The 3567-nt window shown below is 35.1% G+C and carries 3 protein-coding genes; 2 read left to right on the top strand and 1 reads right to left on the bottom strand.

What is annotated here, in order from left to right; all coding sequences use genetic code 11:
* Nucleotides 1-250: 250 nt before the first annotated feature.
* Nucleotides 251-2041: a DUF4365 domain-containing protein gene (locus tag ACFPXP_RS08345; protein WP_379893772.1), complete on the bottom strand. Its 1791-nt coding sequence runs from the start codon at nt 2039-2041 to the stop codon at nt 251-253.
* A gap of 280 nt (nt 2042-2321) precedes the next feature.
* On the opposite strand from ACFPXP_RS08345, the gene ACFPXP_RS08340 reads away from it, so the two are divergent.
* Entirely contained in the window at nt 2322-2867 is a 546-nt protein-coding gene (locus tag ACFPXP_RS08340) for a hypothetical protein (RefSeq protein ID WP_379893771.1), read from the top strand.
* Between the two features lie 28 nt (nt 2868-2895).
* A complete protein-coding gene (locus tag ACFPXP_RS08335) occupies nt 2896-3411 on the top strand; it encodes a matrixin family metalloprotease (protein ID WP_379893770.1) in 516 nt (171 codons plus the stop codon).
* Nucleotides 3412-3567 lie beyond the last annotated feature (156 nt).

The following is a 3567-nucleotide window of genomic DNA, read 5'->3' as shown; positions in this document are numbered from 1 at the left end:
CATTTTGAGTCCTCCTTGGGTATTAATTAAGGGTCCTTTTTGCTTCGAAGCTTTGGACACCTCGTATCATACCAAGGGGGCTTTTTTTGTTCAAACCTCAAATTTCTTCATTACAGGAATGCTCCTTTTTGGTATTCATTTCACCTTCATTATTTATTATAGTTGAAAGAGAAATATGTTATTTAAACATTGAAATGATCCGTTAATTGGATATGGTCAAATGACATCGCAGAACTTACTGAAACAGCAATTACATCTGTAATAAATCATGGTAAATTTCGTATATAGGTAACTCTTTATAAAATTCTTGAGTTTTATTATCCAATTGCTCATACACAGCTTGAGCTTCAGTTCGGTTCTTTAGTAATACATTAATACAAAATAATAATCCTATGTCATTTTTCTGTATTTCCTCATACTTCAGTTTAATTAGTGCTTTTGTTTCGAGATCAGATAGGCCAGAGCAAAGTCGGTAATTTATTTGTAATAAATTTATCAGTACTATATTATTATGATCTCGATTATTCCCTTGTTTTTCGTTATGTTTCATAATTATATATTTAGCCACATCTAGTAAACGTCGATCACCACTCTTATCAAATGCTTTTATACATTTTAAGCAAAAGTTGATAGAATGTGTAAATGTTACTTCGTCAATAAATGGATCAAACTGATCAAAAGACTCGCATACAATTCGTGGGTTAAAATTACAAGATGTTAACGAATCAATATTCAACAATATATATATACTATATGGAATTGCTTCACCATTAATATCGTTTTTTATGAAGCACTTTATGTTCAACGCTTCATTAGCAAATGCATTTATAAGGATTTTGTCACTCTTCGGTTCATAGAACACAACAATTCTTCTATTTGCGATGTTTAAATTAATTAACCTTCCACTTCCAGGCTCTTCAAGATTAATTCCAATTAATTTATTTTCAAGTGTTATTTTTCTTAAAGTTCGAAGTATACCAAAGAGATTTGCATCCTCTCCTTTCTCAAATTCAGTATCAAGTGGAATACCAAAGAATTCAAACGTTTCTTTAAGTTCATTTATCTCTGCATAATGTTTTGTTACTTTCTCGTATTGAACTTTTAATTTTTCTGTATTTGAATCAAGACTCAAAGTACTACCGTTAAATTCGACTGTTTTTCCTAAAAAAAGATTCATAATTAATGGTAAAGCTCTCAACTGTGCGGCGAGAGAGTGAAATTTTGTAAACTTGTAATTGAATCTATTATCTTTTCGATTAATTTTAATTTTGAATATTTCTTCTATTTCTATGGTCGTTATAAGCTCTTCAATAATAATTTGAGTATTTAGATCAAATAGTTCTCCGTTAGCTCTAAATGTAATTACATCTCTTTGAGATATCTTATCAAATCTTCCGAAAGAAAGTGGAAATTGAATCTTCCCTAAAACACCATAAAGAACAAAATCATGATCAAATATATTACTTGTTTTCACATTGCTTGGATCAAATGTCATACTATTGAGCTTAAAGCCAGTAAATTCATCAAAAATAGAGTAATCTCTTCCTATCAAATAATTGCTTTGATAAGTCTTTTCATTTAAAAACTTCCGACATACTTCATATAGTGTTGTTTCTTCTAAAGGTCTTAATTTTACAGATTTAGTTGATTGTTTCCCGTATTGACTGATTAGAATTGATAGTTCCATGCTCAGCAAAGACTTATAAAATATTTTAGTTTCGCCGTTGTCCATAACTTCAACAACGAATAATATTACACCATCTGTCTTTAAATAGTTACGGTAGTCTTTCAGTTCTAAAGAAAATGAAATATTATTTGAATGAAACGTCCTTACTTGAGTCCCCTTTACTTGAACCGGTACAAATCCTGAGAAAGATTCTTTCTTTTCTGAATCATCGCTATATACCGTAATGTTACCATCGAACGAAATTCCTTTATCGGACTCTGCTATTTCTGGCTTTAAGAAGGAGCCAGGTTTATTCGCTTCTTTCCTTACAGCATCAACAGCAATTCTCTCAATTTTTCCATTTGCCAAGCACATTTTTTATTCTCCCCTAATGCTCTTAAAAACAGCTAATGTTGGTACAATTATACCACATTTGGAAATTGGTTGATTATTTAAGCTCAAACCTTATGCATTTATGAGAAATAACAGTAATATTCGTCGACGAGGAAAAACCATAATTTCGTGCCTTGTACAATTTCCGTGGTGTATGCATGAAAGCCCTTATGGTTGAGCTGTTTGAAACAACGTTCCAAGAGCACATCAACCTGGCCCCCTTGCGCATATGCTCACGCAGCAAGAAGCTAGCAAGTTTGCATTGGCAGACCCGGAAGAGCCCCCTACCAATCTCGAAGAAGCAGCGACCGGTCTGGAGGAAAGAGTTGAAGGCTTTACCTTACAGCTCACACAGACCAACGACGGCGAAGACGGAATGCCTCGCAAAAGCGCGCGTTGCCTTGAAGATGCCGCTGAAACAAATTCGGAAGGATATCTCTTTCTACAGTTCGCCAAGTTAGAGCAGCAGAAAGCCTTCTTTGGCAATCGCAAAAGCTACTATAAAACCTATCTAAACCGCCACGTTTATGCGCATGAAGAAAGATCACAAATAAATGACCAGTTAAAGCCAGCCTATAATGTTCAAGCGGCCACGGAAAACCAATTTGTATTGTTCTACAGCATCCATCAGCGTTCTACGGATACGCGGTGCTTTATTCCGCATATGGAGCGATTGGCGGTTTCTTCGTTGCCGAAGCCCAAAAACGTGATTTCCGACCTTGGCTATGGCAACGCGGAAAACTACTTATATGGGGGGGGGCTAAAAAAAACATCTGCAATTTGTGTTTCTTATACCTACAATAACTAAATGAAAGAGAAAAGGTGGCGCTACAAAAATGATATGCGCCATGTATCCAATTGGACGTACTTACCCCGTAGAGGTTCATTATGTAATTGATATTTATGACGACTCAGGTGGTAGTTACGACATTGAGGATTCTATTAGCGATTGGAATAGCTCACAAAATAAAATTGAACTAGTTCCTTGGGATTCTAATGAAATATCTGTTCCCCAAATGAACATTGTTGTAGACCGATATCCTGATGAGTGGTGGGGTAATGCATCATGGTCGAGCCCAGTTTATAATGAAGTAGATGAGGACGCACATTACGCATGGGCATCACCTAGAATTAATTCTAAGACTGTAGAAGAAAGCATTGATGGGGGAAATCCAACAGGCCTAAGGCAAAAAGTTGTTACTCATGAAATAGGACATAACCTCGGTTTAGGACATCCAAGTGCCTCAACATCTTCTGTTGATGCTATAATGCATCAAGGCTGGAATGGTTATAAAACTGTACAAACTCATGATGTCAATTGGATCAACTATCGATATAGTCATGTACATTAAAATAAAAGGTGGTGTAATGAATGACTAAGTTGAATCAATTTCATAATGCATCGTTCTAAAAAACTGTAGACTAACCCGACTACAAATTTACAGTTCAAAAATTAAGCTACATCAAGCTGCAACTGACGGTTTATGCGATCACAAGCTAATTTTGTG

Origin of the sequence: Marinicrinis lubricantis (assembly GCF_042658665.1) — a bacterium.
Taxonomy (GTDB): domain Bacteria; phylum Bacillota; class Bacilli; order Paenibacillales; family KCTC-33676; genus Marinicrinis; species Marinicrinis lubricantis.
Note: the sequence above shows the minus strand (reverse complement) of the source record. Positions and strands in the feature narration are given on the sequence as shown.